The sequence below is a fragment of the Neobittarella massiliensis (ex Bilen et al. 2018) genome (genome assembly GCF_014269355.1).
Classification (GTDB): domain Bacteria; phylum Bacillota; class Clostridia; order Oscillospirales; family Ruminococcaceae; genus Neobittarella; species Neobittarella massiliensis.
In genome coordinates this window covers 1-25,033 of sequence record NZ_JACOGI010000005.1, presented here as the reverse complement: position 1 = coordinate 25,033, position 25,033 = coordinate 1, and the positions used below count along the sequence as shown (strand labels likewise).

Sequence of the window (25,033 nt, the reverse complement as noted above, 5' to 3'; positions counted from 1 at the left end):
ATAGGCGCCCCCGCTGTCAGCAGCGGGGGCGCCTGTCTGATTTATATAGAGTTTCCATCATGCCTCAGGCCGGTACCAGCAGCACCGCCGCCAACATGGCCGCCGTACTGAGGATGGGAAACAGCACGTCTACCGGCCGCAGTACCAGCGGCCGGTAGGGTTTTCTGGGCCGCCCGGCAGTAAAGCCCTTCGACTCCATGGCCACGGCCAGCGCCTCCGACCAGCGCACCGTCTTTACCAGCAGCGGCCGCAGCAGCGCCGGCGACAGCGCCGAAACCCGCATCCCCCGGGCGGCAAAGGCGGCCCGGGCCTTGCGGTACTCAGCTGCCATGTTGGGAAAAATGCCCCACGCCGCCAGCAGTCCGTAACAAAATACCGCCGGCAGGCGAAAGTGCTGCTGCAGCGACTGTACCAGCCGCACCTTGTCGGTGGTGTAGGCCAGCAAAAAGCCCAGCCCGGCAAAAGCCACCACCCGGCTCGAGAGCACCAGCCCGTTATACACCCGGCTGCCCAGCAGATTTAAAGTCTGTGCATTGACCGAGCTGCTGCCGGCGGCAAAGTAATAGCCGGTAAAAAAGGTGCCCACCGCCGCCACCAAAATGGGCAGCATCGACAGGGCCAGCTTTCTCAGCGGCACCCGCGCCGCGAGCAGGCCTATCGCGCACAGTGCAAACACCGCCAGGTTCAGCGCCGGGCTGTGCCGCAGGCACAGCAGCAGCGTGCACAGCAGCAGCCCCACCGCCTTACAGGCAGGATCGATCGATCTCACGCAGCACGCCTCCCTCCAGCGAAAATAGAAGATCGGCGTAGTCGTGGGCCAGCTGCCGGTCGTGGGTCGACATGAGCAGCGCAATGCCCCGCTGCCGTACCTGCCGGTGCAGCGCCTCCATCACCGCCAATGTGTTTTGCAGGTCCTGGGCGTAAGTGGGCTCGTCGGCCACCAGCACCTGGCAGTCATAGGCCAGCAGCGCCGCCACGCCCAGCCGGCGCTGCTGCCCCTGGCTGAGCATGTAGGGCGATAGCCGCCGGTACTTGTACAGGCCGATCTCCCGCAGGATCTCCTCGGCCCGCTGGGCGGCCTGTTCAGGCGGCCCCTGCCGCCGCAGACTCACCTCTATCTCACCCAGCACCGTGTCGGCCACGAATTGGTCCTGGGGGCTCTGCGTCACAAAGCCGATCCTGCCCACCAGCTGTCGCCGGCGCTTTTGCAGGTCCTGCCCGCACAGCAATATCTGGCCCTCGGCGCGCACCATACCGCTCAGCGCGGCAAATAGAGTAGTCTTGCCACAGCCGCTGTCCCCCACGATGGCATAGGTGCGGCCGCCGAACAGTCGGGCGTTCACGCCCCGCAGTACCGGCCGGTCACCGTAGTGTACCGCCACGTCAAAAAGCTCCAGCACCGGGGTGTCGTTTGCCGCCGCCAAAACCGGCATATCGGTGCGGTAGCGCTGTCCCGGCCCGCTCACCCCCAGCTGCCACAGCTGCTCGGGGGGCACCTGCCCCGGTCCGGGCAGGTCGGCGGCAGGGGTGCCGTCTGGGGCCAAAACACACATGCGTTCAGACAGGCCCACCCAGTTGTGTACCCGGTGGTCCACCGCCACCACCCCAACGCCCTGCTCGCGGTGCAGCTGGGCGATCTTCAGGGCCAAGCTGCGGGCGGTGGCGTCGTCTAAATTGGCAAAAGGTTCGTCCAGCAGCAGCCAGCGGGGCCGCAGGGCCACCAGGCAGCAGAGCATGGCCCGCTGCTTCTCCCCGCCCGACAGGGTCGAGAGCGCCCGCCGCCGCAGGTGCTCGATCTCGCAAAAGGCCAGTGCCCGGTCGATGGTGGGGCCGATCTCCTCCCGCGGGGCGTCCACGTTTTCCAGGCAAAAGATCAGTTCGTTTTCCAGCGTGTCCATACAAAACTGCAGGTCCGGGTTTTGAAACAGCATCCCCACCAGTCGGCACCGCTGCCACGGCGGCATGACCGCCGGGTCCCGGCCCTCCACCCGCACCTGTCCGGCCTCGATAAAGCCGGCGCTCTGCGGGTAGATGCCGGCCATCAGGTAGAGCAGGGTGCTCTTGCCGCAACCACTGGGCCCGGTGATCAGGGTGATGTCCCGCCGGTCAAAGCTGGTACGCATCTCCCGCAGCACCCGGTGCCCGCTGGCTTTTAGGTAGCCAAAGGTCAGCCCCTGTACCGCTATCGTCTCCATCGCCTATCGGGGGAGGAAGTCGTTGGTGTACTCGTCGTCGCGGCGGTGGTCATAAAAGCCGTTTGCCACCATCCAGTCGGCCATGCGCTCCCAGCGCTCGGGGCGCATGGTGCCCCAGTGGCCCCGCTCATCCAGTAAAATACCGGCCAGGTGTTTCTGGCTGCGCACCAAAAGCGCCTCCGGCACGTCGGGCAACAGGTCCTTTACCTCCAGTACAGTGCCCGCCGGGTCGGCCGCCACCTCGATGTAGGCCCGGTCCAGCGCCGCCAAAAAGGCGCGCAGCACCTCCGGCCGCTGGCGTATAAAGGTATGCGTGGCCGCCACGCTGGGCGCACAGAAGTCAAACAGCGGGTCTATGTCGGCCAGCGCAAAGTAATTGATCTCCCTGCCGGCCTCCAGCAGCTCCTGGTTCTCCCAGTTCTCATACACCCAGGTGGCGTCGGCTACCCGCCCCAATGTCGAGACGATGTCCGCCACGTCCATGGGTACCAGCTGCACCTTGTCGTAGTCGCCGCCGTCTATGCGCAGCGCCTCCCGCATCACCCCGTGAAACCACGCCGGCTCCCAGTGGGTCAGCCGCTTGCCCTCCAGCATTTTGGGGGAGGTGATACCGCTCTCCTTCAGCGACACGATGCCCGAATCGCACTTCTGTGTCAGCGTGGCCACCGCCGTCAGGCCCAGCCCCTGCTGCATCTTCTGCAGCATCGAGATCTGCGGCCCCAGCACGATATCCGCCCCGTGCAGCTGCATGGCCCCGTGCACGTCGCCGTAAAGCTCCACCTCCAGCCCCGCCTCGGCAAAGTAGCCGCGCTTTTGGGCCAGCAAAAAGCCGGTGTGGTTGGTGTTGGCAAACCAGTCTAATACTACTTTTATCTCTTCCATTTCTATCTCCATCTCCTTCAGTCCTCGTCGGCCAGCAGATCGGCCTGTTGTAAAGCGCCCACCGCATAGCTCTTCAGCACCCCGGTCTTTGCCAGCCCATCACAGGCCAGCTTGCTAAGCAGCCCGGCAAATACGAATGCGCTCACAAAACGCACCGCCAGCTGGGCCAGCAGCACAGTGGGGGCCAGCAGATAGTACTGCAGGTAATAGAGCTCGTAGCAGAATATAAAAAGCCCCCCCAACATGCCCGAGAGCGCCATGCTCAGCAGGTCGTAGCGCCGGTAGCGAAACAGGGCGAACGCCAGCTCACAGCCCAGCCCCTGGATCAGCCCGGTCAGCAGCACCACTACGCCGCCCGAATTGCCCATCAGCAGCTCAATGGCCGCCGCCAGCAGCTCGGTGATCAGCGCCGCCCCCGGCTTGCGCAAAATGTAGGCGGCGATGGTCGCGGCCATGAACCACACCCCATAGATGGTCTCAAACGAGAAGTTGGCCAGCCCAAACGGGGCCAGCGCCCCCTGAATGGCCAGTCCCACATAAAATACGCCCAGATATACCGCGGCGAACACCACGCCCAAAATGGCCATCATGATCACGTCCCGCAGTTTCCATCCTCTGCTCTGCTCCATACATACCTCCTGTTTTACCTCGGCGGGCGCGCCCCGCCGCAGCGCCTCTGCCCCAAACGGCAGAGATCATAGCAAAAAAGCCGCACAGCCTTCGCTGAGCGACTTTTGCGCGCCGCTGCCCCGCCGGTCAGGCCCCCTTTACAAAAAAAGAGGCCCACAGCGGGCGGCAGCAGGCGGTATGTTGCTTCCTACGATGGCATTACCCAACAGGTTCAAAGGGTCTTGGGCAGTATCAGCCCAACTCTCAGCCAGATGTCCTCCAGCTCCCCACTATTATTTTGTGCGGTCTTTCCAGCTGTTATCATACTACAGTCAGGTGCGGGTTTCAAGTGCTTTTTCGTCAACTTTCTCCCTTAAATGGCCCCGCCCTTTTCTGCCGCCCGCCGCTGTGTTACAATAACAGGCAGAACAAAAAGGGGGGACCTGCACATGCAGATCATCGTATTATCCGATAACCACGGCCGCAGCTCGGTGGTAGAGCGCATCGTCGACGCCCACCCCGGCTGCGATACCTATCTCCACCTGGGCGACAGTCAGGGCGGCATGGACCACATTCAAGAGCTGTACCCCAACAAGACCTTTTACTGTGTGCGCGGCAACTGCGACGGCAGCTGCGACTACCCCGACGAGCTGGAGCTCACTTTCCAGGGGCACCATCTGCTGGCGGTCCACGGTCACCAGCAGGGGGTCAAATACTCGCTGAGCGCTCTGCTGGCCGAGGGCCGCCGCCGCGGGGCGGATATCTGTCTGTTCGGCCACACCCATCAGCCCTGCCAGCAGTACCAGGACGGCATCTACCTGCTCAACCCCGGCAGCTGTGCCCGCCCCGCCCAGGGCCGCCCCACCTACGGCGTCCTGGATATCCGCCGCGATCAGGGCGTGCTGTTTAGTTTGGCGGAGGTGTAGTAGATGCAGGTATTAGATCCCAACATCCAGCAATTTGCCCAGCTCGATTCCACCAACACCTACCTCAAAAAAAACGCCTTTTCGCTCCCCGGCGGCCACTGCGTGTTGGCCCACAGCCAAACGGCCGGCCGGGGCCGTCAGGGAAAAATCTGGCAAGACGCCCCCGGCGATACGCTGTCGCTCTCTTTTTTGCTGCGGCCGGTCGAGCTTGCCACCGTCTCTTTTCTGCCGCTTTTATGCGGCCTTGCTACCGGCGCCGCCATCCAGGCACTGTGCGGTGCCGACTGGCGCATCAAGTGGCCCAACGACCTGCTGGTAGGCGATAAAAAAGTCTGCGGCATCCTGTGCGAAGGTATCGCCGGCCCCGAGAGCGCCGCCGTCTGCGGTATCGGGGTCAATCTGGGCCAAAAGGCAGAATATTTCGCCAGCCGCCAGCTGCCCTATGCCACCTCGCTGCTGGTAGAGAGCGGAAAAAAGCTGGTCCCGCTTACCTTGGCCCAGCAGATCGTCGCCCAGGCCGACGCTCTGCTCGTCACCGCCCCCACCCAGGGCGTCGAGCCGCTGCTGGGGCAGTACCGCCGGCGCTGTACCACCCTGGGCCGCCAGGTGCGGGTGCTCACCGACGCCGGCCAGCAGACCGGCCGCGCCGTAGATATTATGGCCGACGGCAGCCTGCTCGTCGAGATCGGCGGCCGGCGGCAGATCATCCGCAGCGGCGAGGCCTCGGTCCGCGGGCTGTACGGCTATGTGTGAGCGCCGCCCGATGGTCTGGCACTGCCCGTTCCCAGCGCGCCACCGCTGCCCCGCCCCCAATGCCCCGGGGCAGTTTTTGGCTGGGCCAGATATCTGTGGCCTGTCTTTACCCGTACGGCGGCTCGGTGTTCACCGCGCAGCGGTGTGCGCTGGTATGCCCGCCCCACCGAGCGGGTACAGCCCACCGCCTTACCGTACACTGTGTAAAAAAAGAGGGGAGTGGTCCTGTGCCGCAGCTCAATAAGGGCGGTAAATTCGTCTTTGGTCAGTCTCTCATCCACCCCGACGGCAGCATCCGGCTGCCGCCCCAGGCACTGGCCGAGTACCAGCTGGCCAGCGAGGGGCGGGTGCTCATCTTTACCGGCAGCCGCTCTACCGGCGGCTTTTGCGTTACTCGTCACGGCCTGCTGGCGCCCTCTAAACTGGGCCACATCCTGTGTGCGCTGCCCCAGCTGGCGGATTATCAGCTGCCGCCCGGCCAGCTGCTGCCCTATAAGGGCCGCGCCTACGGTTGGGCGCCGGTCACCGCCGGCGGCTGTATCCAGCTGCCGCCCAACACACTGCCCGCGCTGCAGCTGGTGCCGGGCATGTCGCTGCTGTGCATACGCAGCAGCAATATTGCCATCACGCTGGGTGCCAAAGGCCCGCTGCTGGCCCGGGCACAGCAGTATACCGGCGCCATCCCCCAGTACTGACCGCGGCCCCAGGCGCCCCCCGGCGGCAGCGGCAGCCCGTCTGCCCGCTTTGCCGGTAAATGCGCGCCCCCGCGGCGCCGCTGCCTGCCACCTCAAATAAAAGATCGCCCCACCAATAAAAGAGCGCGGTATTGCCCCGGCAATACCGCGCTCTTATTGATCGCCTGCTTTTTGGCCTGCCGCAAACACCCCATGCGGTCTTGGCGGCCGTTATAAAAGGTCTTTCTGCCCCGCAGCTGTTGCACCCACCGGCAGATATAAACTGCAGCAACTGCAGCAGCATAAAAGCAGCGCAAAAGTGGTGCAAAAACGGTGCTGCGCGGCCCGGCCCGCCCTAAATAAAATAGAGGGGCCCACCGCCGGCAGAACAGAAGAGAAAGATCATCTCCTGCTGCCCATCCGACCGGGCCCCCGTATATTTTATTCGGTCTCCAGCCGGAAGAGGTCTCCCGGCCAAGGCGCAGTGCCCGCCGGGTCACAGCTGCAGGTTCATCTCAAAGCGCTCAAAATACCCCACCAGTTGGCCCTTTTCATCCCGTACCGGGTTCAGGTACAGCCGCTGGTTGCGGGCGTTTACCTTCACCAGCATCTCGCCGGCGTGGTCTTTCAGTTTCTCCACCATCTGCTCGATCTTCTGCCGCGACTGCTCGCCGTGGCAGGCAAACAGCGACTTGCCCACCAAGTCGTCATAGCCCCGCTCACAGTAGTAGTGGTAGCGGGCCGCCCGGTTCAGGTAGCGGATGACGTGGCCGGTATCCACGAACACCACCGGGTAGGGCAAACTGTCCAGTATCAGCTCCAGCATCCGCGCGCGTTCTAGCTCCACAGCAGTTCCCCCTAACCTCTAAAGATCTCGTTTATGTCGTGCAGCGTGTGGTTTTTGGCAATGACCATGATCGTATCGCCCGATTCGATGGTGGTCTCGCCGCGGGGGATGAGGATCTCCCCGCCGCGGGTCACCGTCACGATGACGATGTCCCGGTTCAGCGCCAGATCCTTCAGCGTCTTGCCGCTGTGGACGAAATTCTGCGGGATGGTGATCTCATTGAGCGAGGCCTCGCCGGCGTTCAGGCTCATCAGCAGCTTAATCTCGGCGTTGTCTGCCTCGTGCTCGATCACCCGCACGATGTTGTTGGTCGAGCAGATGGGGATGTCCACCCCCAGCTTGCGCATCACCTGGGTGTTTTTGGGGTTGTTTACCCGCGCCACCGTCTTTTTCACGCCAAAGCGCATCTTGGCCAACTGGCAGCAGATCAGGTTGTCCTCATCCCGTCCGGTCACGCTGATAAGCGATTCCACCTCGTCCACCCCGGCGCTCTCCTGCATCTCAATGGTGGTGCCGTCGCCGCAAAATACCGGTATCTCCAGCTGGTTGGCAATGCGGGCACAGGCTTTTTTATCGATCTCGATGATGCGGGGCCGATGCCCGTGGGCCTGTAAAGTCTGGGCCAGGTAGTAACCGATCTTGCCGCCCCCAACGATCACAACGTTCATCTCTACACTCTCTCCTTTGTCTCACGCGCGCACGTTCCCAAAGCGCTCTCAGTCCACTACCTGCATGGTGATGATGGTGTCGCCGGGCTGCAGGTCAATGGCTTTGCCCCGGTACAGCTCCAGCACCGTGCTCTCCCGCAGCACGCCAAACAGCTGCTCCTGCCGGCCCAGCACCACCGCGTCGGTGTTCCGGGCATACAGCTCGTCGCCCAGCGGCATGTACCGGTACGATACCGTGCTCGAGCCCACCGTCATATAGCGGCTGGTCTCGCCGGTGGTCAGCGACTGGGTTATGGCGTCCACGGTCAGGTTGGTGGGGCACACGGTGTGCAGGCCAAAATGGGCAAAAACATCTTTGCGCTGGGGGTCGTAGATGCGGCTGAGCACCGCCGGCACGTGAAAGATCTCCCGCGCCACCTGGGCCACCATGATGTTGGTGTTGTCGTCAGGGGTCACCGCCGCCAGCGCATCGCAGTTTTCCACCCCGGCCTCCCGCAAAACGTCCTCGTCAAAAGGCACGCCGGTCACCGTCAGGCCGTCAAAGTCGTCGCTCAACCGCTCAAAGTTGTCGGGGTTCTTGTCCACTACGGCCACCTCGTGGCCCTCCTGCTCCAACCGGCGGGCCAGATTGCTGCCCACTTTTCCACAGCCAATGACTAAAATGTTCAAAACACACGCCTTCTTTCAACAAATTGTCCCACTATGGGAGTACTTGCGCCCGGCGGAGCGCCCGGCTCTGCCGTAAACTTCCCGCCCGCCCCGGCATATACTGGAAAAAAGAGACGCCGCACCCGGCGAGGAGGCATAGAGATGGATTTTTTGACCGGCTTTTTGTGTGTCTGGGTGGGGTTCGCCGCAGGCTTTTTCTGCTGCGCCGTACTGTCATCCTCTAAAGATAAACAGGCCCCCGCCCCACACGACAGCGCCGATACCGGGGACGGCCGGTAGCGCCCGCCCCCAACACCGTCAGCCGCGGCGCCCCTATCGGGGCACGGCGGCTTTTGCTGTTTTTAGGGGTATGTCAAACAGCGCTAAAAAGTTCTGGTAAAAGATCTTGTCGCACGTGGCCGGCCCCAGCCGCAGGTCGTAAAAACGCTGCAGTTCCTGCGGGTACTCCCACATGGGAAAGTCGGTGCCAAAAAGCACCTTGTCCTCGCCAAAGCGCTCGATGAGCGCCAGCGCCTGCTCCTTTTTCAGAGCGTACAGGCTCGAGGAGGTGTCCACCCACACGTTGGGCAGGGCCATCGTCTTATAGCTCTCTCCCCACCGCTGAAAGCCGCCAAAATGGGCGGCGATGCACTTGAGGTCGGGCACCGCCCGGGCCACCCGGGCCAGCTTTTTGGGCCGCGAGTAGTCGTACCGGGCGTCGCCGGTGTGAAACAGCACCGGCAGTCCTTTTTGGGCCAGATACCGGTACACCGGCAGCATGCGCGCGTCGTCTATATCAAACAGCTGAAAGTCCGGGTGCAGCTTGATGCCCCGCAGCCCCAGCTCGATAATGCGCTCGATCTCGCCAAAAGGGTCCTCCATGTCCGGGTGCAGGGCGCCCAGCCCCACAAAGCGGTCGGGGTGCATCCGCACCTTCTGGGCCACAAAATCGTTGATGGCCCGCACCTGTTCGGCCCTGGTGGCCACCGAGCAGATGAGAAACATGGCGATGCCGTTTTCGTCTCCCTGCTCAAGAAGCACGTGGGCCATCCCGTCGGCGTTCATGTCCAGCCCGTAAAACTGCCCGATCGACTGGGTCGCCTTGGGGGCGATCTTGCGGGGGAAGATGTGGGTGTGTGCATCGATGATGATCTGCTGTGACATAGTATCGCTCCTATCGGTATAAGGTCTCTCTGATCGGCGTCTGTTCTATCCTATAATAGGACAAACCCCCTCAGGGACACAACCCCCATACAGCGGCCACGCCGCCGCCCACCGAAAAGGTGCCGTACCCATCGCCATCCACCGTCACCGTGTCTGGCCGTCCCCCCAGCAGATCGTAAAAGCGGCAGCCGGCAAACGCTGTCCCTATGTACATCCGCTTTTCGCCGCCCGGCCCGTCCGACAAAAGGCAGGCCAGCCCCGAGCCGGGGTGGCAGCTGTCCCCCTCCCGGGTAAAGCCCACGATGTCGGCGTGGTCAAAGTAGTCGTGCTGCGGCCCATAGGCCAGATCGCGGCGGGCCGCCACCAACGCCCCCAGCACCGGCTGCAGCGGCGGTATGCCGTCGTGGGGTATCCCAAAATAGTCGCCGTAAAACACACAGGGTATCCCCTCCTGCCGCAGCAGAATATAGGCGTAAGCCAAAGGCTTAAACCACCGCGGCACAAACGACTGCAGCGCCTGGCCGGGCTGGGTGTCGTGGTTGTCCACAAAGGTCACCGCCTGCTGGGGCTGCCGGCAACTGAGGGTGTCCTGCGGCAAACTGCCCATGTCAAAGCTGCCCCCGGCCTGGCCGGCAGTGTAAAATTTGTAGTGCAGCGGCACGTCAAAAAGCCGCATACAGCCGCCGCACTGCTGCAAGTAGTGCTCCAGCGCCCCGCAGTCGGCGTGCCAGTACTCACCCACCGCCGGCAGTGCCTCTCCCCGGGCGGCGGCCATCTCGCAGAGCCAGCGGGTGTAAAAGTCAAAGCGCATGTGCTTTACCGCGTCCAGCCGCAGACCGTCGACTCCGGTAGTCTGCAGGTACCACTTTCCCCACTGGGTCAGCGCTGCCAGTACCTGCTCGTTGCCCAGGTCCAGATCGGCGCCCATCAGGTAGTCGTAGTTGCCGTTTTCCCGGTCCACCTCGCCGTCCCACTGCTTGCCGTGAAATTTGTAGATGCCGCCGCAGCGGCCCGCCTCATCCCAGTCGGTGCCGTCAAAGCAGTGCCAGTCCCAGCAAAAATCCGCGTACTTGCCGCCCCGCCCGGGAAAGGTGAACTTGGTCCAGGCACAAATGGTCTGCTCCTGCCCCACCGGGTGCTGCCGGTCGCCGGGGTCGTAGCGCACCGCCGGTACCTTTTCGGTCTCATCGGCGCCCATCATGTGGTCTAATACGATATCTGCGTAAACAGCCACCCCAAACCGGTGCAGGGCGGCTATGGCCTCCAGGTATTCCTGCCGGGTGCCGTATTTGGTGGCCACCGTCCCCTTTTGCGCAAACTCGCCCAGGTCGTACAGGTCATATACCCCGTACCCCACATCGTCGCTGCCGCTGGCCCCTTTGTAGGCCGGCGGCAGCCACAGAGCGGTAAAGCCATCCCGGGCCAACCGGGGCGCCATCTGCGCCACCTGTCGCCACAGGCTGCCGTCGGCGGGCAGGTACCACTCAAAGCACTGCAGCATCGTCTGGTTATCTCTGGGCAAAAGCGCCCCTCCTCCCGCTGGGGAAATAAGGCCCCATAATGCACCACCAGTATACACCTTTTCCCCTAAAGCGTAGCCCTCTTTGCAAAATTTTAATACCGTCTTAATGGCCCCTATAAAAAATTTTTGCCCCCAAAAGTCCCGTTTTAACAATTTGGTAACAATTACATCTGTACAGTATCTGCAAAGCGATCATTTTTTAGGGGGAAAAGTAGCCAGATAGTGGCCGCAAAACCATGCTGACTACACAAAAATATTTCCGAAGAACGGCACGATATTGCATATTTCGACAGGTGCCGCTATACTGACTTTATATCTGAAAAACCCACTTTTTTAATACTAGGATGATCCCAATAAAGGAGATGACGCCTTGTACGTGGCCCATAAAAGCCCGGCCGGCCGCATCCAAACGCTGGCCGAGCACTTGCAAAACACCGCCCAACTGGCCTGCAGCTTTGCTGCAGACTTCGACATGGCCCCCCAGGCAGAGCTGGTGGGCTTGGCTCACGACATCGGCAAGTACTCGCAGGCTTTTCAGCGCCGTATCCTGGAAAACGGGCCCAAGGTGGACCACTCCACCGCCGGCGCCAAGGTGCTGGACGCGCGACGCCTGCGGCTGCTGGGCTGGTGTGTGGCCGGCCACCACACCGGCCTGCCCGATTTCGGCACCGCCGGCGACATGCCCGACCGCCCCACGCTGCAGGGCCGGCTAAAGCGGCAGGTGGAGGACTACAGCGCCTTTGCCGGCGAGATAGAGCTGCCGGAGGTGACTATGTCGCCGCCCGGCGACTACTTCGATATCGCCTTTATGACCCGCATGCTGTTTTCGGCACTGGTGGACGCCGACTTTCTGGACACCGAGCAGGCCATGGCCGACGAGGGCCCACCGGCGCGGGGCCGGTTTGATGATATCCCCACCCTATACCAGAAGTTGGTCGAGCATTTAAAAGGGAAAAACTGGTGGCCGCCGCAGGGGATCTACAATCAAAAGCGCTGCCAGATCATCGAAAACTGCTTTCGCGCCGGCAAAAAGGAGCAGGGGCTCTACACCCTGACGGTGCCCACCGGCGGCGGCAAGACCATCGCCTCACTGGCCTTTGCGCTGGCCCACGCCAGGGCCCACGGCCTCAAGCGGGTGGTGTATGTCATCCCCTATACCAGCATCATCGAGCAGACCGCCCAGGTTTTCGGCGACATTTTGGGCCCCCACAACGTGCTGGAACACCACAGCAACGTGGACTTCGACGGGCGCGACAGCCCAGAGACGGACCTGCTGCGGCTGGCCGCCGAGAACTGGGACGTGCCGGTGGTGGTCACCACCAGCGTCCAGTTCTTCGAGTCGCTGTTTGGCAACCGGTCCGGCCGCTGCCGCAAACTGCACAATCTGGCCAAAAGCGTGGTGATCTTCGACGAGGCGCAGATGTTGCCGGTAGACCTGCTGCGCCCCTGTGTCGAGGCTATCCGCGCGCTGGTGCAGCACTGCCACACCACGGCAGTGCTGTGCACCGCCACCCAGCCCTCGCTGGAAAAGCTGTTCCCCCCGGGCGCCCCCATCACCGAGCTCTGCCCCGACACCCGGCAGCTCTACGACCTGTTTCGCCGCACCACCATCTGCGATATGGGGCGGCTGGAGCAGGAGCAATTGGCGCAGCGGCTGGCCAGCCACAGCCAGGCGCTGTGTATCGTCAACAGCCGCAAGCTGGCTCAGCAGATCTACCTGCAGCTGCCGCCGGAGGGGAGCTTTCACCTCTCCACCCTCATGACCCCCGACCACCGCCGTCAGGTACTAGAGGAGATACGGCAGCGGCTGCAAGATAAGGCGGGGCCGCCCTGCCGGGTGGTGGCCACCTCGCTCATCGAGGCCGGGGTGGATGTGGATTTCCCCGCCGTGTACCGGCAGGAGGCGGGGCTCGACTCCATCATCCAGGCCGCCGGCCGCTGCAACCGCGAGGGCCGTCGCCGCCCGGAGGAGAGCGAGGTGTACGTCTTTTCGCTCGGCGCCCGTAACCCGGATCAGATCGGCCAAAACATCGCCATTTTGCACGAGGTACAGAGGTGTTACCGCGATATAGCCGCGCCGGACGCCATCCGCGCCTACTTCGATCAGCTGCACGACCTGAAAGGCGACGCGCTGGATAAAAAGCAGCTCATCCCCAAATTGCGGCGGCTGGCTGTCGCCGAGGCAGCCCGGGCGTGCAAGCTCATCGAGAGCGACACCAGGATGGTGGTCATCCCCCGCAATGCCCAGGCACGAGACCTGGCCCAGCAGCTGTGCCGCAGTGTTGAGGGCGGCTTTTTGTCCCGGGAACTCATGCGCGGGATAGCTAAAGAGTCGGTGAGCATCTACCCGCAGCATTTTGCCCGGCTGGAGCAGGCCGGCGATATCCAGCTGCTCACCCCCGAGCTGGCGGTGCTGCAAAACCCCCGCCTCTACAGCGATAAGACCGGCCTCTCGCAAGAGGCCGAGTACGGCAAGGGGATAGTCGTGTAAGGCATATCGGCAACCGGCAAAAAACTGACAGAGAGGAGATGGTCACAGTTGTCCATCCAGGTAGAGGTCTGGGGCGAATACGCCTGTTTTTCCAGACCCGAGATGAAGGTGGAGCGGGTGTCCTACGACGTGATGACCCCGTCGGCCGCCCGCGGCCTCATCGAGGCCATATACTGGCACCCGGGCATGCGCTGGCACATAGACAGCATCCGGGTGCTCTCACCCATCCGCTTTACCAATATCCGCCGCAACGAGGTCAAATCTAAAATTTTGGCCAGCAATGTCCGCTCAGTGATGATGGGGTCTGACCGCCCGCTGTTTTTAAGCACCCAGGACGATATCGTCCAGCGGGCGGCCATGGTACTGCGCGACGTACACTACATCATCACCGCCCATTTCGAGATGACCGGCCGGGCCAACAGCAGCGACAACCCCGGCAAGTTCCAGGATATCGTGCGCCGGCGGCTGGCCACCGGTGGGTGCTACCACCAGCCCTATTTTGGCTGCCGCGAGTTCCCGGCCCATTTTGCCCCCTACACCGGCGGCGAGCTGGCAGTGCCGCCAGAGCTCGCCGGCGAAAAAGACCTGGGCTTTATGCTCTATGACATGGACTACACCGACCCGCAAGACATCCGCCCCCAGTTTTTCAGGGCGGTGCTGCGCGACGGCCTGCTAGACCTGCGCGATTGCGAGGTGGTCTCGTGATCTTACAGGCGCTCGCCAGCTACTACGACCAGCTGCTCTCTCAGGGCCAAGTGCCCCGCAGCGGTTGGTCGCCGGTCAAGGTGAGTTTTGCCCTCACCTTGGACGAGCAGGGCCGGCTCATCGACCTGCTGCCCCTCAAAGAGGAGGTGCAGCGGGGCAAAAAGACGGTGCTCATCCCCCGGGTCTACCAGCTGCCCCAGCCGGTCATCCGCACCGCCGGGGCCCGGGCAAATTTTCTCTGCGACAACGCCGGCTACCTGCTGGGCATCGACGGAAAAGGCAAGCCCGAGCGCACGCGAAAGTGCTTTGCGCTCTGTGGGCAGCTGCACGAGCAGCTGCTCTCCGGCTGCGACCACCCGGCCGCCCGGGCGGTGTGTGCCCACTTTGCCACCTGGGACCCGGCAGCGGCCAGAGAGAACCCCATACTGGCCCCCTACCTGGACGAGCTGCTGGCCGGGGCTAACCTGATCTTTCGCTTTGGCGGACAGTTTTTGCAGGATATCCCCGAGATAGCCGCCGCCTGGGACAGCCGCCCTGGCGAGGATGAGCAGCCGGTGTACGGCCGCTGCCTGGTCACCGGTAACTATCAGCCCATCGCCCAGCTGCACAACCCCATCAAGGGGGTCAAGGGGGCCCAGTCCACCGGGGCGGCGCTGGTCGCTTTCAACGCCCCGTCGTTCACCTCCTATGAAAAGGAGCAGAGCTACAACGCCCCGGTGGGCAAGCCAGCGGTGTTTGCCTACACCACCGCCCTCAATTACCTGCTGGCCGACGGGGAACACGTGCAGCACATCGGTGACACCACCGTCGTCTACTGGTCCGAAAACGCCCAGCCGGCCTATCCGGATATCTGGGGTGGCAGCATCCAGGGAGAGAGCGAAAAATTCTCTCCAGAGATCTTGCACGCAGCCATGGAGGCGCTGGCCCAGGGCCACACCTACCAGCTGGACGGGCAGACCCTCGAGCCCGACGTGCACTTTTACATCCTCGGCCTGGCGCCCAACGCAGCCCGGCTATCGGTTCGCTTTTTCTACCAGGACACCTTTGGCGCCCTGATGAAAAACGTGCGGCAGCACTACCGCGACCTGGAGATGGTGCACCCGGCCTTTGAAAAGTTCGAGCAGCTGTCGCTGAGCGCACTGCTCTACGAGACAGTCAACAAAAACGCCCGCGACAAGTCCGCCGTTCCGGTCATGGCCGGCGCGGTGTACCGGGCCATTACCGGCGGGACCCCATACCCCGAATCGCTGCTAAACAGCGCGATGCTGCGCATACGGGCCGAGCGGCGCATCTCCTGGGGCCGGGCCTCGATCATCAAGGCGGTGCTCTTGCGCCGGCAGAACACCCCGCCACAACTCAAGGAGGTATTGCAGGTGAAGCTCAATGAAAACAGCTCGTACAGCCCCTATGTACTGGGGCGTATATTCTCGGTGCTGGAGGCGGCTCAGCAGGAGGCAAATCCCAACATCAACGCCACCATCCGCGACCGGTACTTTAACTCCGCCGCTTCCACACCGGCTTCCATATTTCCCGTATTGATGCGGCTGTATAACGCCCACATCAAAAAGATATCCAACCCCAAACACAAGAACCACTACGAAAGACAGCTGCAAGAGCTTATCGGCAAACTGGACGAGACGCTGCCCGCCCGCCACAGCCTGCCCCAGCAACAGGCTTTTTACATGGGCTATTACCACCAGAACCAAAATCGGTATGAGAAAAAGTCAGGCGTGCAGAAGACAGAGGAGGACAATTGACATGGCAGAACCCATCAAAAACAGGTATGATTTTGTAGTGCTCTTTGACGTGGAAAACGGCAACCCCAACGGCGACCCCGACGCCGGCAACATGCCTCGCATCGACCCCGAGACCGGCTACGGCCTGGTCACCGACGTGTGCCTCAAGCGCAAGATCCGCAACTATGTCGAGACTGCCAAAGAGGGCCAGCCCGGCTATGAGATCTACATCAAAGACCAGGTCCCCCTAAACCGCAGCGACGTCCGTGCCTACAGCTATCTGGGCATCGACGAGAAGTCCATCAAAGAGGCCAAGAAAAAAGACGACCAGCTGGATATCAAGATCCGCGACTTCATGTGCCAAAACTTCTACGATATCCGCACTTTTGGCGCGGTGATGACCACCTTTGTCAAGGCGGCGCTGGGCTGTGGGCAGGTCCGCGGGCCGGTGCAGCTGGGTTTTGCCCGCAGTGTGGAGCCCATCGTCCCGCAGGAGGTCACCATCACCCGCATCGCCATCACCACCGAAAAAGACGCCGAAAAAAAGGGGACCGAGATGGGCCGCAAGTACATCGTCCCCTACGGCCTATACCGGGTAGAGGGGTATGTCTCGGCCAACTTGGCCCGCAAGAGCACCGGCTTTTCCAATGAGGATCTGCAGCTGTTGTGGCAGGCCATCACCAATATGTTTGAAGACGACCGCTCCGCCGCCCGGGGCAAAATGGCGGTGCGGGAGCTCATCGTCTTTAAGCACGACTGCCCGATGGGCTGTGCTCCGGCCCACAAGCTGTTTGACGCCGTCACCGTCACCCGGGTCGGCGAAGATACAGCCGCGCCCGCCCGCAGCTATCGGGATTACCGGGTCGATATAGACGAGACGGCCATCCCGCAAGGGGTCACCTGCACCCGCATGATATGAGCGGCTATCGCGAGGAGGAGTACCTGCAGCTCTCCGGCATACAGCACTTCGCCTTTTGCCGCCGGCAGTGGGCACTCATCCACCTAGAACAGCAGTGGGCCGACAACCTGCGCACCGTCGAGGGGGAGCTCATGCACCAAAATGCCCACGACCGCCAGTTCAGCGAGCGCCGGGGCGAGCTGCTCATCGCCCGTGGCATGGCGGTGTACTCGGCCCGGCTGGGGGTCACCGGCGCCTGTGACGTGGTGGAGTTTCACCAGAGCCAAGACGGCGTGGCCCTCATCGGTCGACGGGACAAGTGGCTGCCGGTGCCGGTGGAGTACAAGCGCGGCACCTCCAAGATGACCGATGCCGACCGGCTGCAGCTCTGCTGCCAGGCCATCTGCTTAGAGGAGATGCTGGCCTGCGAGATATCCACCGGCTACCTCTACTACGGGCAGACCCGCCACCGGGAACAGGTGGACTTTGTGCCGAAATTGCGGCAAACGGTGGAGGAGATGCTCTGTGAGATGCACCAGTATGCCCAGCGGCAGTACACCCCCAAGGTAAAGCCGCACCGGGGGTGCCGGGCCTGCTCGCTCAAAGATGTCTGCCTGCCCGAGCTGTGCGGGGATCTGTCGGCCACCGACTATTTGCGCGCACATGCACAGGAGAGCCCGGTATGAGAAAACTGCTCAACACCCTGTATGTCACCTCACCCGATACCTACCTGGCGCTGGACGGCGAAAATGTGCTGGTGCTAAAGGAACAGGAGACGCTGCTGCGGGTGCCGCTGCACACGCTGGAACAGATCCTCTACTTCGGCTACAAAGGGGCCAGCCCGGCGCTGATGGGCGCCTGTACCAAGCGCGATATCCGCCTGGCCTTCCTCACGCCAAACGGCCGATTCCTCGCCGCTGCCTGCGGCGAGAGCAGGGGCAATGTGCTGCTGCGCGCCCAGCAGGTTCGGTTGGCCGACGATCCGGCGCGCAGTGCCCGGCTGGCCCGATGCTTTATTTTTGGCAAGGTGTACAATGCCCGTTGGGTACTGGAGCGGGCCACCCGCGACCACCCCATGCGTGTAGATGTGCCCGCTATAAAACAGATCACCGCCCAGCTGGCCAGTTCTCTGCCGCAGATACTCGACTGCACCGATCCCGAGCAGCTGCGGGGACTGGAGGGCGCTGCCGCCGAACAGTACTTCGGTGCGCTGGACCAGCTCATTTTGCGCAATAAAGAGGACTTCTTTTTTCTCGGCCGCCACCGCCGCCCACCTACCGACAATGTAAATGCTCTGCTCTCGTTTGTGTATGCCCTGCTGACAAACGACGTGGCCGCCGCCCTTGAGGCCAATGGCCTGGACTGTTACATAGGTTTTTTGACACCGCTTTCGCCCCGGCCGCCGCTCGCTGGCACTGGACATGATAGAGGAGCTGCGCTGTGCCCTGGCCGACCGTTTCGTGCTCTCGCTGATCAACAACCGCACAGTGGAGAAGAAGGGGTTCGTCCGGCAGGAAAACGGCGCCGTCTACATGACCGACGACACGCGAAAGACGGTCCTCGGCGCCTGGCAGACCCGCAAGCAGGAGCAGATCACCCACCCATTTTTAAACGAGAAGATACCCTGGGGGCTGGTCCCCCACGTGCAGGCGATGTTGCTGGCCCGGTATATCCGCGGCGATCTGGACGACTACCCGCCATTTTTGTGGAAATAGGGGAGGGGTGAGACCGTGTTGGTGCTCATTGCATACGACGTCAACACCGAGACGCCGCAGGGGCGCGCCCGGCTGCGCAAGGTGGCAAAGCAGTGCGTCAATTACGGGCAGCGGGTGCAAAATTCACTGTTCGAGTGTATCCTCGATGCCGCCCAGCTAAAAAAGGTGCAGCACCTGCTCCTGCAACTCATCGACCCGGAAAAAGACAGCCTGCGCTTTTATTACCTGGGCAATCACTACCAGGCCAAAGTGGAGCACTTCGGCGCCAAGCAGACCTATCAGGCTGAAGGCTTGCTCATGGTGTGACGCCGTGGTGCGAGGTGTAAGTGAACAGAAAAGCTCTGGCATGTTCGCACCGCAGTTGTGTGCAGATTGGCCGCTGATTTGACATGGCTGGCGTATCTAGCTGCACATGAGGGGAGCCCATTCGCCATAAACAGAGAAAATGCACGGATCGTACAGCGGCATTTTGTCTATAACTGCTGTCGTTCCCCCCGCGGGAGCGTAGATTGAAATGACGAAGAAATGTAGATGTATAGGAGGGATGGCGGGTCGCTCCCCCCGCGGGAGCGTGGATTGAAATCATTTCCGACTGGGTTAGCCAGTCATTTTTAGAAGTCGCTCCCCCACGGGAGAGCAGAAAAGAGGTCTTCCTTGTGCGTGCACAAAGAAGACCTCTTTACTATTTTTACCTTTGCTTGTCTATCCAAACACAGCCGTTTGTCTAAACGCATTTTTCCGCCACTGCCACCGCCAGCGTCCGGTCGGCCAATTCCTCCAGCTCCATCAGGTGGTAGCCGTCGACCGAGCTGGCCAGTTTGCGGCCAAAACAGTCCCCCCAGTAAGCGGGAATGCCTGCACTGCCCAGCATAGAGCCCATGATGGCCCCCACCACCGCCCCGTTAGAGTCGGTGTCCATAGCCGCCTGTACACACAGGCCCAGCGCTTTGGCAAAGTCGCCCGCACCGTGCAGCAGCGACAGCACCACGATCACCGCGTTGGGGATGGTATGGCACCAGTCGAACATGTCGTTTTCGTTGTACCGGCCGTGCAGCTTTTGCACCGCCTGCTCGTAGGTGACGCCAGCGTCAAAATCAGATATGGTGTCCCGCACCGCCTCGGCCAGCCGTGAATGTGTCGGTATCTGCGCCAAGCCGGCGCCGATCACCGCCCGCACATCGCCACACACTATGGCTGCCGCCACCATCGCCGCGGCAAACATCTCCCCGTATATGCCGTTGCGCACATGCGATACACAGGCGTCCCGGTAAGCCATTTCCGCTGCCGCCTGCGGGTCGCCCGGGTTCACCCAGCCAAATATTTCTGCCCGTATCTGTGCCCCCACCCATTCCCGGTAGGGGTTGCGGTACACGGCTGTCTCCGGTGGGCGCATACCGCTCAGCGCATTGACATAGGCGATGCGCTCGGCGGTGCAGCACACCCCGGCCGGCATCCAGTTGACCCAGGCAAACAGCACCTCCTCAGGGGTGAAATCCCGTCCAAAGGTCTCTAATAGCCGCAGGTTGAGCACCGTGTAGTTGGTGTCGTCGTCGATGGGCGCATGGTCGCCGATCTCGTCGATCCAGGGCTGTTTGTTCACCGGGCTGCCCACGGCAATGTCGTACTTTTCCCGTATCTGCGGGGTAAAGTCAGCCGCCGCAATATACCGGTCTACAGGGTAGTTGCCAATATCGTGCAGCATGCCTCGCAGCGGTTTTAGCGCCCAAAATTCCAGCGGTTTACCCAATAGACAGCCGGCGACCCGACCGGTCCAACCGGCCAAAATGCGGTCGCGCAGCACCGCCCTGTCTGGCAGCTGGCCTACATCTTGGCTCTCGGGCCGCTGCGTCAAAATACCCGCATAGTCCGACGGCTCGCAGTAGACGTGCCCCGGCCGCACCGCGGCGGCCTCCAGCGCGTCGTACAGCGCATAGGCCAGCGGCAGCTGGTCGCGTGCCGCAGCCGGCCCCTTGGCCGCTGCGTCCCGCACTGCACGGCAGGCTTCTTCCAGCGCCGCTACGTCTCGGCCCTCGTCCCGGGCCTGTTGCCACTGGGCGTACAGCTTACCGCTGTAGATCTCAAAGGGATCGTTGCCCATCGCATAGCGCTTTTCCCGCTTACCGGCTAAAAACCAGCCGCAGCGGCAGTTCCCCGCCACCGGTCGCTCTGTCGTCTTTTCTCTGCCCATATCGCCCCTCCTGTCAGCCGCCCATCCGGCGCGGCACGACCTAACCCGTACATATCTCCAGTATATTTCGCCCGCCCGGCTCTGTCTATTGCCACCTGTCCAAAGCTGACCGGTCGTCCTTGTTAAAAACATCGAATTGTCCCGCTATGTCCGCACCGAGCCGCCCCGGCAAATGCAAGATCTGCCCGGCTATAAAACAAAAGGCCCGCATAAACACAGCGTTTATGCGGGCCTTTCTACGGTACTGGTGGGAAATAGATCTATGTCTTGGGTGAGATTATGCTCAATAACGTCACAAATAAACAGAAAGTCATCTGCCTTTTCTAAAACTCCCTCCACCCCGGTAAGTGTTCACCGAACAGGTAAATTCTTGTCCGCATTTTGGGCATTTAATCGTGTGAAAAATAATGTCATCGATCCAACGACCATCTTTATTTTTATGTTTGCCCAATTCACAGTTCCCATCAGTGAATATAAAATCGTACATATCAATCATTTTTTCAAGATACACAACAATTTTCTCATATTCCAAAGGTGTAGAAATATTTTCTGCTAAATGTATTTGTAAGCAATGATCACACATAACTTCATCTCGCCAAATTTTGATTTGTCTATCCATCAGGTTATATAAATCATCTTTACTGTGCTAATATCACATAAAATAAAAACCATCAATCATTTCTGATTGATGGTTTTCTGGTACGCCCGACAGGGTTCGAACCTGCGACCTATAGAGTCGGAGTCTATCGCGCTATCCAGCTGCGCCACGGGCGCATACCAACGAGCAACAGCCATCTGGCGATTGCTCTATGTATTATACCACATATTTTTAAAAATGCAATCGACATTTGCAAACTCATCGCCCGTTTTTTGCCGCCGCCGTGCCGCGCTGGTTTGTAGCCTCCTCTAAAGATGTGGAAAAAAGATTGTGACCTTCATTCGTTGTGCCCTATTTTAAAAGAAAGTATAATAGGACATAGTAGAGTCCAAAGCAAACCGATACCGCGCCCGCACTGCCGGGCCGTAGCGCACAAAAAAGGAGTGTAGAATCGTGAGTACCAAGAAAAAAGTCATCCTCGACGTCGATACCGGTTCCGACGACGCCATCGCCATCATGCTGGCCGTCTTGTCCGGCGAGCTCGATATCATCGGCATCACCGTCACCCAGGGCAACCGCCCGTTGGCCAACTGTGTCGAGAACACCCTGCGGGTGCTGGATATGCTGGGCGTGGGCGATAAGATCCCCGTCTTTGCCGGCTGCCCGCAGCCCATGGTCCGCAACCTCACCGTGGGCCGCAACGCCGCCGTGCCCGACAACGGCATCTCCAAGACCGTCGACGGGGTCGAGTACTCCATTCACCCCGCCTATCTCGATCTGCCCGCCGCCACCTCTAAAGTGCAGCAGAAAAACGGTGTGTCCTTTATTATCGAGGCGGTCAAAAACTCCCCCGACCCGGTCACGCTGGTCCCGGTGGGTCCGCCGACCAATGTAGGCATGGCTTTCCGCATGGACCCCACTATCATCGACAATGTAGAGGAAGTGGTGTTCATGGGTGGCGGCGTCGATAAGGGCAACATCACCCCTGTGGCCGAGGCCAACTTCTACCACGACCCCGAGGCAGCCAAGATCATTATCGACAGCGGCGTCAAGTGCCGGATCATCGGCCTCAACGCCACCCACTCCGCTGAACTCACCCTCGACGATGCCGACAAGTTCATTGCCACCGGTACCCCGGCCGGCAAGCTCACCGGCGATCTCATCCGCACCCGCATCGAGGCCGAGGTGGTGCTGGGCGGCGGCAACGGCTGTTCCGACGCCATCCACGATGCGCTGTCGGTGGCCTGCATCATCGACCCCACCGTCATCACCGACCTGCGGCGGCAAAAATGCGATATTGATATCAATGGCGGCGCTTCCGACGGCCAGCTCATCGTCGAGCACCGCAACGAGAACGACACCTCGGTCAACAGCTATGTGGCTTACAGCGCCGACAAGCAAAAGTTCTTCGACATGATCTATAACGCTGTCGCCAGCCAAAAATAGGGGAGGACCATATGGATACCAAAAAGAAAGTTATTTTAGATGTAGATACCGGCTCCGACGACGCCATCGCCATTATGCTGGCGGTGCTCTCCGGCAAGCTCGACGTGGTGGGCATCACCGTCACCCAGGGTAATAAACCGCTGCCCAACTGCGTCGAGAACACCCTGCGGGTGCTCGACTTGATGGGCGTGGGCGATAAGATCCCCGTCTGTCCCGGCTGCCCGGCCCCCATGGTGAGGACTCTCACCCCCGGTCGCTATGCCAACAACCCCGAAAATCAGGTCCAGGCCCACAACAAAAAAGGCGAGCCCATCGACCTGCACCCCGCCTACCTACCGGCGCCCCCGGCCCATTCCAAGCCGCAAAATATGCACGCCTGCACCTTCCTGGTCGAGACCATCAAGCAGAGCAAAGAGAAGATCACCATCATCCCCGTCGGCCCGGCCACCAATGTGGGCATGGCTTTCCGTATGGACCCCACCATCGCCGACAACGTGGAGGAAGTGGTCTTTATGGGTGGCAGCGTCGATAAGGGCAACATCACGCCCGTGGGTGAGGCCAACTTTGTCCACGACCCCGAGGCGGTCAAGATCATTATCGACAGCGGCGTCAAGTGCCGCATCATCGGCCTCAACGCCACCCACTCGGCCGAGTTTTACCGCGAGGACGCCGATGCCTACCTGGCTATCGGCAACGCAGCCGGCAAACTGGCACACGACCTCATGTACAACCGCATCGAGGTGGGTGAGGCTCTGGGCTGGACCCAGGACGGCGGCGACGCCCTGCACGACGCGCTGGCGGTGGCCTCGGTCATCGACCCCACCGTCATCACCGACCTGCGGCAGGAGCCCTGCGATATGGATATAAACGGCGGTGCCGGCGACGGCCAGCTCATCGTCGACCACCGCGGCGGCCAAGACCCCAATGCCAACACCTTTGTCGCCTACAAGGCCGATAAAAAGAAGTTCTTCCAAATGATCTACGACGCCTTAAAAAATCAAAAATGATCGCCCTTTACCGAGCGCCCAGCCACTCCCGTGTGGCCGGGCGCTCGGCCCATCTGACCCATCTTGCTTCTTATATAATAGGGAGGAGGTCCACCCATGAAAAAACAGATCCCCGTCATCCTCGATGTCGATACCGGCTCCGACGACGCTGCCGCCATCCTGCTGGCGCTGCTGAGCGACCGGCTCAAGGTGTTGGGCATCACCGTCGTCCGCGGCGCGGTGCCGCTCTCTAACTGTGTGCAAAACACGCTGCAGGTGCTCGACCTGGTGGGTATGGGCGTTCAGGTCCCGGTCTACCCCGGCTGCCCGGCCCCCATGGTGCGCGAGCTCACCCCCGGCCGCCTGGCAAACCATCCGCACCACGCCACCCAGGCGTACGATAAGCAGGGGAGGCCCATCCAGCTGCACCCGCCGGTGCTGCCCATCCCCGCGCCCCACACCCGGCCCCAAACCACCCACGCCTGTACCTATCTGGTAGAGGCTCTCAAAAACAGCCCTCAAAAAGTGACCTTCATCTCTGTGGGTATGCCCACCAATCTGGGCATGGCTTTCCGCATGGACCCCACCATCGCCGACAAGGTGGAAGAAGTGGTGTTCATGGGCGGCAGTGTAGACAAAGGCAACGCCACCCCCGTGGCCGAATCCAACTTTTTCCGCGACCCCGAGGCGGCCAAGATCGTGCTCGACAGCGGCGTCGCCTGCCGTATCATCGGCCTCAATGCCACCCACTCAGCCGAGTTTCACCGCCCCGACGCCGCCCGCCTGGCGTCACTGGGCACGCCTGCCGGTCGGCTGGTGGCCGATATGATCGAAAACCGCATCCAGGTGGGCGAGTCGCTGGGCTGGACAGTCGACGGCGGCGATGCTCTGCACGATGCGCTGGCGGTGGCCTCGGTCATCGACCCCACCGTCATCACCGACCTGCGGCAAGAGCCCTGCGATATGGACATAAACGGCGGTGCCGGCGACGGCCAGCTCATCGTCGACCACCGCGGCGGCATCCGCCCCGACGTCCACACCGCTGTTGCCTATCGCGCCGACAAAGAGAAGTTCTTATCTATGCTGCTGGCCGCCTGTGCCGGTTAAAGCCCAGGTTTTGTATATTTAAAAAAAGAGAGAGACGCACCGAGTGCGTCTCTCTCTTTTTATTCCAATGGGTAATGATCGCACTGCTTAAAAGGGAATAAAAATACACGCCGTATAACAAAATGGGTATTCGATAAAAAAAGTAAAAAAGATAGTAAAAAGGCGTTGACAGGCGGTAAGGGGTGTGGTAATATAAACAAGCTGTCAGCGACAGGGGGCCGAGAAAACGGCCTAACAGTCGGGTTTGTCGGCGGGGGCGAAAAGCTCCGGCGAAA

At 61.3% G+C, this 25,033-nt stretch carries 25 protein-coding genes, 1 tRNA gene and 1 pseudogene; 14 read left to right on the top strand and 13 right to left on the bottom strand.

The genetic code is table 11. The features are described 5' to 3' along the window. Nucleotides 1-64: 64 nt before the first annotated feature. From H8K20_RS13400 to H8K20_RS13385, 4 genes are read right to left on the bottom strand one after another with little or no spacing between them, the layout of a single operon-like run. Nucleotides 65-769, bottom strand: coding sequence for a CbiQ family ECF transporter T component (locus H8K20_RS13400; RefSeq protein WP_186488799.1), 705 nt, complete (start codon nucleotides 767-769; stop codon nucleotides 65-67). Continuing rightward, nucleotides 744-2,195 (bottom strand): ABC transporter ATP-binding protein, encoded by a 1,452-nt coding sequence (locus H8K20_RS13395; RefSeq protein ID WP_243206586.1) that lies wholly within the window; start codon nucleotides 2,193-2,195, stop codon nucleotides 744-746. The genes H8K20_RS13400 and H8K20_RS13395 overlap by 26 nt, the downstream gene beginning before the upstream one ends. A 3-nt stretch (nucleotides 2,196-2,198) precedes the next feature. After that, nucleotides 2,199-3,077 carry an ABC transporter substrate-binding protein gene (locus H8K20_RS13390; protein WP_105206053.1) on the bottom strand — a complete coding sequence of 293 codons (879 nt, stop codon included), beginning with the start codon at nucleotides 3,075-3,077 and terminating at the stop codon, nucleotides 2,199-2,201. Between the two features lie 17 nt (nucleotides 3,078-3,094). Further along, nucleotides 3,095-3,706, bottom strand: coding sequence for an ECF transporter S component (locus H8K20_RS13385; RefSeq protein WP_105206044.1), 612 nt, complete (start codon nucleotides 3,704-3,706; stop codon nucleotides 3,095-3,097). Nucleotides 3,707-4,135: 429 nt separating this feature from the next. On the opposite strand from H8K20_RS13385, the gene H8K20_RS13380 reads away from it, so the two are divergent. The 3 genes from H8K20_RS13380 to H8K20_RS13370 all read left to right on the top strand — a co-directional run bounded on the left by H8K20_RS13380 (nucleotide 4,136) and on the right by H8K20_RS13370 (nucleotide 6,060). Then, nucleotides 4,136-4,612, top strand: a complete 477-nt coding sequence (locus H8K20_RS13380) for a metallophosphoesterase (RefSeq protein ID WP_186488797.1) — start codon at nucleotides 4,136-4,138, stop codon at nucleotides 4,610-4,612. Nucleotides 4,613-4,615: 3 nt separating this feature from the next. Beyond that, entirely contained in the window at nucleotides 4,616-5,365 is a 750-nt protein-coding gene (locus H8K20_RS13375) for a biotin--[acetyl-CoA-carboxylase] ligase (RefSeq protein ID WP_186488795.1), read from the top strand. A gap of 227 nt (nucleotides 5,366-5,592) precedes the next feature. Next, complete coding sequence (locus H8K20_RS13370) at nucleotides 5,593-6,060, top strand: hypothetical protein (protein ID WP_154867928.1); 468 nt, start codon at nucleotides 5,593-5,595, stop codon at nucleotides 6,058-6,060. A 475-nt stretch (nucleotides 6,061-6,535) separates the two neighbouring features. On the opposite strand, the gene H8K20_RS13365 is transcribed toward H8K20_RS13370, so the two are convergent. From H8K20_RS13365 to H8K20_RS13355, 3 genes are read right to left on the bottom strand one after another with little or no spacing between them, the layout of a single operon-like run. Beyond that, the gene (locus H8K20_RS13365) at nucleotides 6,536-6,886 is read right to left on the bottom strand and encodes a PAS domain-containing protein (protein WP_243562805.1); all 351 of its coding nucleotides are present in this window, start codon (nucleotides 6,884-6,886) and stop codon (nucleotides 6,536-6,538) included. Between the two features lie 11 nt (nucleotides 6,887-6,897). Further along, nucleotides 6,898-7,554, bottom strand: a complete 657-nt coding sequence (locus H8K20_RS13360) for an NAD-binding protein (protein WP_186488793.1) — start codon at nucleotides 7,552-7,554, stop codon at nucleotides 6,898-6,900. A 48-nt stretch (nucleotides 7,555-7,602) separates the two neighbouring features. Further along, nucleotides 7,603-8,223, bottom strand: a complete 621-nt coding sequence (locus H8K20_RS13355) for a potassium channel family protein (protein ID WP_105206039.1) — start codon at nucleotides 8,221-8,223, stop codon at nucleotides 7,603-7,605. A gap of 141 nt (nucleotides 8,224-8,364) precedes the next feature. On the opposite strand from H8K20_RS13355, the gene H8K20_RS13350 reads away from it, so the two are divergent. After that, nucleotides 8,365-8,502, top strand: coding sequence for a hypothetical protein (locus H8K20_RS13350; RefSeq protein ID WP_186488791.1), 138 nt, complete (start codon nucleotides 8,365-8,367; stop codon nucleotides 8,500-8,502). 33 nt (nucleotides 8,503-8,535) lie between these two features. Here H8K20_RS13350 and H8K20_RS13345 read toward each other — a convergent pair whose 3' ends face one another. Together H8K20_RS13345 and H8K20_RS13340 are read right to left on the bottom strand one after the other, a co-directional pair. Further along, nucleotides 8,536-9,366, bottom strand: a complete 831-nt coding sequence (locus H8K20_RS13345) for an amidohydrolase family protein (protein WP_186488788.1) — start codon at nucleotides 9,364-9,366, stop codon at nucleotides 8,536-8,538. Between the two features lie 70 nt (nucleotides 9,367-9,436). Beyond that, nucleotides 9,437-10,888, bottom strand: a complete 1,452-nt coding sequence (locus tag H8K20_RS13340) for an alpha-amylase (RefSeq protein WP_243206584.1) — start codon at nucleotides 10,886-10,888, stop codon at nucleotides 9,437-9,439. Between the two features lie 376 nt (nucleotides 10,889-11,264). On the opposite strand from H8K20_RS13340, the gene cas3 reads away from it, so the two are divergent. The 7 genes and pseudogenes from cas3 (at nucleotide 11,265) to cas2 (ending at nucleotide 18,739) form a co-directional block, all read left to right on the top strand. Next, complete coding sequence (gene cas3, locus H8K20_RS13335) at nucleotides 11,265-13,379, top strand: CRISPR-associated helicase Cas3' (protein ID WP_341480866.1); 2,115 nt, start codon at nucleotides 11,265-11,267, stop codon at nucleotides 13,377-13,379. A gap of 48 nt (nucleotides 13,380-13,427) precedes the next feature. After that, entirely contained in the window at nucleotides 13,428-14,084 is a 657-nt protein-coding gene (gene cas5c, locus H8K20_RS13330) for a type I-C CRISPR-associated protein Cas5c (RefSeq protein WP_105206036.1), read from the top strand. Continuing rightward, nucleotides 14,081-15,841 (top strand): type I-C CRISPR-associated protein Cas8c/Csd1, encoded by a 1,761-nt coding sequence (cas8c, locus tag H8K20_RS13325; protein ID WP_186488782.1) that lies wholly within the window; start codon nucleotides 14,081-14,083, stop codon nucleotides 15,839-15,841. The genes cas5c and cas8c overlap by 4 nt, the downstream gene beginning before the upstream one ends. Nucleotide 15,842: 1 nt before the next feature. Next, the gene (cas7c, locus tag H8K20_RS13320) at nucleotides 15,843-16,739 is read left to right on the top strand and encodes a type I-C CRISPR-associated protein Cas7/Csd2 (RefSeq protein WP_186488781.1); all 897 of its coding nucleotides are present in this window, start codon (nucleotides 15,843-15,845) and stop codon (nucleotides 16,737-16,739) included. After that, the gene (gene cas4, locus H8K20_RS13315; RefSeq protein ID WP_186488780.1) at nucleotides 16,736-17,404 is read left to right on the top strand and encodes a CRISPR-associated protein Cas4; all 669 of its coding nucleotides are present in this window, start codon (nucleotides 16,736-16,738) and stop codon (nucleotides 17,402-17,404) included. The genes cas7c and cas4 overlap by 4 nt, the downstream gene beginning before the upstream one ends. Beyond that, nucleotides 17,401-18,433 (top strand): annotated as a pseudogene (gene cas1c, locus H8K20_RS13310) (type I-C CRISPR-associated endonuclease Cas1c). The gene cas4 and the pseudogene cas1c overlap by 4 nt, the downstream one beginning before the upstream one ends. A 15-nt stretch (nucleotides 18,434-18,448) precedes the next feature. Beyond that, nucleotides 18,449-18,739: a CRISPR-associated endonuclease Cas2 gene (gene cas2, locus H8K20_RS13305; RefSeq protein WP_186488779.1), complete on the top strand. Its 291-nt coding sequence runs from the start codon at nucleotides 18,449-18,451 to the stop codon at nucleotides 18,737-18,739. A gap of 418 nt (nucleotides 18,740-19,157) precedes the next feature. Here the strand turns inward: cas2 and H8K20_RS13300 are convergent, their stop codons facing one another. From H8K20_RS13300 to H8K20_RS13290, 3 genes are all read right to left on the bottom strand, one after another. Continuing rightward, nucleotides 19,158-20,621, bottom strand: a complete 1,464-nt coding sequence (locus tag H8K20_RS13300; protein ID WP_186488778.1) for an ADP-ribosylglycohydrolase family protein — start codon at nucleotides 20,619-20,621, stop codon at nucleotides 19,158-19,160. Between the two features lie 310 nt (nucleotides 20,622-20,931). Further along, nucleotides 20,932-21,240, bottom strand: coding sequence for a hypothetical protein (locus H8K20_RS13295; protein WP_243206582.1), 309 nt, complete (start codon nucleotides 21,238-21,240; stop codon nucleotides 20,932-20,934). A 78-nt stretch (nucleotides 21,241-21,318) separates the two neighbouring features. Then, nucleotides 21,319-21,395 (bottom strand) — tRNA-Arg (locus tag H8K20_RS13290). A gap of 277 nt (nucleotides 21,396-21,672) precedes the next feature. On the opposite strand from H8K20_RS13290, the gene H8K20_RS13285 reads away from it, so the two are divergent. The 3 genes from H8K20_RS13285 (at nucleotide 21,673) to H8K20_RS13275 (ending at nucleotide 24,758) form a co-directional block, all read left to right on the top strand. After that, the gene (locus tag H8K20_RS13285; protein WP_178089898.1) at nucleotides 21,673-22,665 is read left to right on the top strand and encodes a nucleoside hydrolase; all 993 of its coding nucleotides are present in this window, start codon (nucleotides 21,673-21,675) and stop codon (nucleotides 22,663-22,665) included. Nucleotides 22,666-22,676: 11 nt separating this feature from the next. Further along, the gene (locus H8K20_RS13280) at nucleotides 22,677-23,672 is read left to right on the top strand and encodes a nucleoside hydrolase (RefSeq protein ID WP_154867899.1); all 996 of its coding nucleotides are present in this window, start codon (nucleotides 22,677-22,679) and stop codon (nucleotides 23,670-23,672) included. Between the two features lie 96 nt (nucleotides 23,673-23,768). Further along, nucleotides 23,769-24,758 carry a nucleoside hydrolase gene (locus tag H8K20_RS13275; protein WP_186488777.1) on the top strand — a complete coding sequence of 330 codons (990 nt, stop codon included), beginning with the start codon at nucleotides 23,769-23,771 and terminating at the stop codon, nucleotides 24,756-24,758. On the opposite strand, the gene H8K20_RS13680 is transcribed toward H8K20_RS13275, so the two are convergent. Then, nucleotides 24,730-25,033: hypothetical protein (locus H8K20_RS13680; protein ID WP_207721598.1), on the bottom strand; the 304-nt coding region annotated here is incomplete at its 5' end. The genes H8K20_RS13275 and H8K20_RS13680 overlap by 29 nt on opposite strands.

Bases quoted from the DNA above. Each gene is read 5' to 3' on its own strand.
- H8K20_RS13345 (WP_186488788.1), bottom strand. From the start codon at position 9,366: ATGTCACAGCAGATCATCATCGATGCACACACCCACATCTTCCCCCGC.
- H8K20_RS13385 (WP_105206044.1), bottom strand. From the start codon at position 3,706: ATGGAGCAGAGCAGAGGATGGAAACTGCGGGACGTGATCATGATGGCC.
- H8K20_RS13350 (WP_186488791.1), top strand. From the start codon at position 8,365: ATGGATTTTTTGACCGGCTTTTTGTGTGTCTGGGTGGGGTTCGCCGCA.
- H8K20_RS13300 (WP_186488778.1), bottom strand. From the start codon at position 20,621: ATGGGCAGAGAAAAGACGACAGAGCGACCGGTGGCGGGGAACTGCCGC.
- H8K20_RS13375 (WP_186488795.1), top strand. From the start codon at position 4,616: ATGCAGGTATTAGATCCCAACATCCAGCAATTTGCCCAGCTCGATTCC.
- H8K20_RS13275 (WP_186488777.1), top strand. From the start codon at position 23,769: ATGAAAAAACAGATCCCCGTCATCCTCGATGTCGATACCGGCTCCGAC.
- cas4 (WP_186488780.1), top strand. From the start codon at position 16,736: ATGAGCGGCTATCGCGAGGAGGAGTACCTGCAGCTCTCCGGCATACAG.
- H8K20_RS13360 (WP_186488793.1), bottom strand. From the start codon at position 7,554: ATGAACGTTGTGATCGTTGGGGGCGGCAAGATCGGTTACTACCTGGCC.
- H8K20_RS13280 (WP_154867899.1), top strand. From the start codon at position 22,677: ATGGATACCAAAAAGAAAGTTATTTTAGATGTAGATACCGGCTCCGAC.
- H8K20_RS13395 (WP_243206586.1), bottom strand. From the start codon at position 2,195: ATGGAGACGATAGCGGTACAGGGGCTGACCTTTGGCTACCTAAAAGCC.
- cas7c (WP_186488781.1), top strand. From the start codon at position 15,843: ATGGCAGAACCCATCAAAAACAGGTATGATTTTGTAGTGCTCTTTGAC.
- H8K20_RS13380 (WP_186488797.1), top strand. From the start codon at position 4,136: ATGCAGATCATCGTATTATCCGATAACCACGGCCGCAGCTCGGTGGTA.
- H8K20_RS13390 (WP_105206053.1), bottom strand. From the start codon at position 3,077: ATGGAAGAGATAAAAGTAGTATTAGACTGGTTTGCCAACACCAACCAC.
- H8K20_RS13295 (WP_243206582.1), bottom strand. From the start codon at position 21,240: ATGGATAGACAAATCAAAATTTGGCGAGATGAAGTTATGTGTGATCAT.